This window comes from Methylobacterium brachiatum (assembly GCF_900113845.1).
Classification (GTDB): domain Bacteria; phylum Pseudomonadota; class Alphaproteobacteria; order Rhizobiales; family Beijerinckiaceae; genus Methylobacterium; species Methylobacterium brachiatum.
On record NZ_FOQW01000044.1, the window covers coordinates 1 to 4,873 of the forward strand.

At 64.9% G+C, this 4,873-nt stretch carries 3 protein-coding genes; all 3 read left to right on the top strand.

Annotation, left to right across the window (positions count from 1 at the left end; translation table 11 throughout):
• A partial coding sequence (locus BMZ47_RS27640; RefSeq protein ID WP_208601126.1) for an endonuclease toxin domain-containing protein occupies window positions 1–1,941 on the top strand: 1,941 nt, incomplete at its 5' end.
• Window positions 1,938–2,477, top strand: coding sequence for a contact-dependent growth inhibition system immunity protein (locus BMZ47_RS27645; protein WP_091865642.1), 540 nt, complete (start codon window positions 1,938–1,940; stop codon window positions 2,475–2,477). The genes BMZ47_RS27640 and BMZ47_RS27645, both read left to right, overlap by 4 nt.
• A 130-nt stretch (window positions 2,478–2,607) precedes the next feature.
• On the top strand, window positions 2,608–4,873 hold a 2,266-nt coding region (locus BMZ47_RS27650), incomplete at its 3' end, for a hemagglutinin repeat-containing protein (protein ID WP_208601127.1).

Sequence of the window (4,873 nt, forward strand, 5' to 3'; positions counted from 1 at the left end):
GGCGGGGACACGAGCCTGCGCGGGGCCACGGTCACGGGCGGGCAGATCGTGGCCTCGGTCGGCGGCGACCTGACGATCGAGAGCCGGTTCGACACCGCGCGCTACCGGGAGAGCATCCTCCAGGCGCAGGGGCGGTTCGGCGGCGGCGGCGTGTCGGGTGGCGCGAGCCGCGGCAGCGTGCGCGGCGACAGCGCGACCGTGGCCGAGCAGAGCGGGCTGATCGCGGGGGCGGGCGGCTACCAGCTCAGCGTGGGCGGCGGGGTGAACCTGATCGGGGGTCTGATCACCGCGACGGCGGATCCGTCGCAGAACCGCTTGTCGGCCGACCGTCTGACCTTCTCGGACCTCGTCGGCAGCACCCGGGCGATGAGTTCGAGCATGGGGCTATCGATCGGCAGTTCGGAGAAGGACGGGCTGGGCCTGCCGCTGCCGCAGGTCGGCATGCCGGTGCAGCAATCGAGTTCCGGGTTTGCGCGGGCGACGCTGTCACCGGGCACACTGGAGCTGCGCAACCAGGGGCAGGACCTGTCGGGCCTGAACCGGGACGCGAGCGCGGCCAACCGCCCGGCGCAGCCCTACGACATCGAGCGGCTGCAGGCGCGCCAGCGGAACGTCGTGGCTCTGTCCGAGCTGTTGAACATCGGGGTCGGCCACCTCTCGAAGGAGCTCGGGCTGACGGAGGGCTCGGCGGAGAAGACGGTGCTGCACGCGGCGGTGGGGGCGCTGACGGCGCAACTGGCCGGCGGGAACGTGGCGAGCGGGGCGCTGGCGGGCGCGGCGAGCGAAGTCGCCAACGGGGTGTTGCAGCAAGTGCTGCGGGCGAACCCGAACCTGACGGATGCGCAGCAGGCGGCGATCACGCAATGGGTCGGTGCGGCGGTGGGTGCGCTAGCAGGCGGTCAGCTCGGGGCGGCGACTGGGTTCGACAACGTCACGCACAATTACCTAAACCACGACGACGCAGACAAACTGCTTCGGGCGAAGGCCGCGTGCCAAGCCGGCAATTCCGATGCATGCGCGGAGCAGACCGCGCTCGAAGAAAAGGATGCCGAGCAGCAGGCTAGATTTCTTACCTGTAAGGACTCCAGCTTCAACGCACCGGGCTGCGGCACGGTCGCAGCCGACGCCGCTGCAGCACTCTCGAGTTATTCCGGCACGATATCATTCATATTGTCCGCAGATGATCGGGAAAAGATCGCAACCAGTAGCGATAATATAAATCGAATACTTCAAATACTAGCCCCAAATGGAATGGATAAGCTTTCAGATCAAGAACAGAATCGAATCTTGGTTGCCGCCGACATCATAGCAGGTGATTTTACGGGCATTCTCCGAATACCGACAGCAATTAACAGCATAATTAACGGAGATCCCGCGGCATTTCTGCAGATCGTCGGTTTGGTATCAAGAAATGGCTCGCTGGCTAATTTAGGAAGAATTCCAAGCGGAAACGTCAATACCCCTCTTGATCTCAGAATTCCATCAGGTATAAACTACAGAATAGCCAATAACAACGATATTGGGATCGCTTGGACAAATAACGTTTCAGGCATTCAGGGGCAAGGGATGCCGTTCGAGGATTTTCTTGCAACAGAACTTTCAGCTGACAGCCGATTGCCACCGGGCTTCAGAACCATCGATTTTTTTGATGAAAATACTGGCCTTGCAACCAGTGCAAAAACACTCAATACGATGACCCAAGATAGGATTGACGAACCTGCCAAGCTTTACTATTCTCTCAAGAGCAATATCGATGATTTTGCCAGTTATACAACATACACTCTAACCAACAAAACGGTGAAATCTACGGATATTTTGAGCCGAGACTTACAAGTTGCTGTTCCGGCCGGCACGACAGAGGCTCAATGGGCGCAAATCCAGAGGGCATCGAATTATGCCAGCAGCCAAGGCATCAATCTTAGAATCACGGTGGTACGATGAGCGAACAGGTGATCAGAGGTTATTGGGCACATGCATGGCACAACAAGGATTTTATACTTATTCAAACCTATTCGGGTTACCGAGGGGGGACGAATGGCGATTTCAAGGGTAAGACTAATTATCTGGAGCCAGATGCTACTGATGAGGTTCTTGGTTCGGCCGTTCAGGATGCAATGGCCCACAGCCGATGGGTCTTGCCAGCTCCGCGTGAGGGAACGACCTACCCAGAGGGGGTCGAATTTGATGCCGATCTCGGTGATTGGAAAATATCCAAGGAGCGGTTCGAGCTTTTTGTAAAAAACGTAATGCGCAAATATCGTTACAAGACCAAAGGAACTTTGTTTCAAGATATGAAAAACTGTTCTATTGAAAAAAAAAATGGTCAAATAAAATTTATGCCTATGCATCACGAGAAATTCGACCGTTGGTCACGGACTAAAGGAGATGGTATCGAGGATTTTATTATCCCAGATACCAGCACGAACGCCGAGATCGGAGCGGCTCTTCGGACAGCTTTCAGCCGCTGTACTGGCTGACCGCGGTTAAGCCAAGCGCGGCGAACTTGTTCTAGCCGACGAGGATGACGATATCAGACCTTCCGCGATCCTTGCGCGGGCGGGCGGGAGCGCGCTTCCGCCGGGCGTGTCGGTGTTCGCGGACCAAACCATGGAGCAGCGGCTGATCGGCCAGGCGCTGCTGGACCAGACCGGCAGCCCCATCCTCGACCAGCGCTACCGCAACCCCCGCGCCCAGCAGGAGGCGCTGTACCAGGGCTCCGTCGAGTTCCTCCAGGCCAACCCCGACATCCACCTCGGCGACAGCCTGTCGGCCCAACAGAAGGCCAGCCTCACCCGTCCGATGCTCTGGTACGAGCAGCGCACCATCGACGGACAGCCGACGCTCGCCCCCCAGTTGATCCTGCCCCCGGGCCGGCTCGCCGATTGGACCCAGCAAGCCGGCGGCGTCATCCAGGGCAACAGCGTCTTCCTCTCGGGCGACCAGATCACCAACACCGGCTCGCTGCTCGCCTCCGGCACGATGATCATCGACGCCGGCACCTTCCTCAACGAGCGCCGCGTCGGGCTCGGCAGCGGCCTGTTCGCCCAGAACGTCCTGCAGCCCGGCGGCGTGGTCAGCGCCGGCACCCTGGGGATCTTCACCCGCGGCGACCTGATCGACCGCGGCGGCGCGCTCCTGGCCCGCGACGGCCTCACCCTCAGCGCCGGCGGCAACATCCTGATTGCCGCGCAAGCCGTGACCAACACCAGCCTGGTGGGCAACCGCAACGCCTGGATCGCCACCGCCAGCACGATCAACCACGGCGCCCTGGTGGCGGCCGGGGGCGACCTCACCGTGCTGGCCGGCGGCGCGCTCTCGGTGCTCGGCTCCACCCTCACGGCCGGTGGCGCGGGGCTGCTGGCCGCGGGCGGGCCGATCACCATCGCGTCGGCGCTCGACACGACTGCGACCACGGCGTTCTCACGCCATGACGGGCTGTTCTCGTCCTCGCGCACCCTGATCAGCCAGACCGGCCAGATCAACGTGCCATCCCTGGTGGCGGCCGGAGGCGACCTCGCCGTCGTCTCGGGCAGCGACATCACCGTGAAGGCCAGCCACCTCGTGGCCGGGGGCAACCTCGACATGCGCGCGGCCGGCTCGATCTCGGTGCTGGCCGGGGAGGATCTGAGCCAGACGATCCTGGCCCGGCGCAGCGCGGGCCTGGGCCTGTTCGGCGGCGACGGCGGGCTCGACGTCTACCAGACACGGCGCACCACCGGATCGGTCACCCAGGCCACCAACGCACCCTCCACCCTGGTGGCCGGCGGCGACGCCAGGGTGATCGCCGGGCTCGACGTGAACATCGTCGGCTCGGCCATCGTGGCCGGGCGCGACCTCGCGATCACGGCCGGGCGGGACGTCACCGTCAGCCCCGGCACGGACAGCCGGACGGTCACGACCGACCGGCGCCGGAGCGGGTTCGGCATCCAGGCCTCGCTGAACGGCGATACCGTGTCGGTCGGCGTGGGCCTGCGCACGGCCACCGACCGCAGCCTGCAGGCCGACAACGACAACGTGCCCGCGGTGCTGCGGGCCGGGCGCGACCTGACCGTCGTGGCCGGGCGCGACATCACCCTGGCGGCGACCGACGCCTCGGCCGAGCGCGACCTGCGCCTGCAGGCCGGCCGCAACGTCAACCTGCTGGCCGCCCTCGACCACGCGATCGCGGCGTCGCAGCACGACCGGTTCTTCGCCGGGATCAGCGGCAACCTGTCCTCGCCGCTGATCGGGGCGGGCAACACCCTCGCCCAGGCCGCCGACGGCCTGGGCGGCCGCATCGGCTCCGAGAGCATCGCCCCGACCGCGCTGGCCGCCTACCGGCTGCAGAAGGCCCTGTCGGAGTCCAAGGGCGATCTCGCGGCGGGCGCCTCCGCCTCGGTCACGGCCGGGTTCGAGCACAGCTCCAGCCGGATGCTGCAGGACAGCACGACCCCGGTCGGCACGGCGCTGCGCAGCGGCGGCTCGACCACGATCGAGGCCGAGCAGGGCAGCCTCCACGCGGTCGGGACCCGGATCGCGGCGGGCGTCGACGCGAACGGGCGCCCTACGGGCGGGCCGGGCAACGTCAGCCTGACGGCCGGCCAGGGCATCCTGCTGGAGAGCGCCCAGGCCACGATCGACCGGATCTTCGGGGCCCGCTCGATGCAGGTGGGGGCCGGGTTCGATCCGGTTAAGGGCGGCCCGGCGGGCTCGGCCGGCTACGCCAGCGACACCGGCCAGAGCCACGAGGTCCGGCAAGTTAACAGCCAGGTCTCGGGCACCGGCACGGTCAGCCTGATCTCGGGCGGGGACACGAGCCTGCGCGGGGCCACGGTCACGGGCGGGCAGATCGTGGCCTCGGTCGGCGGCGACCTGACGATCGAGAGCCGGTTCG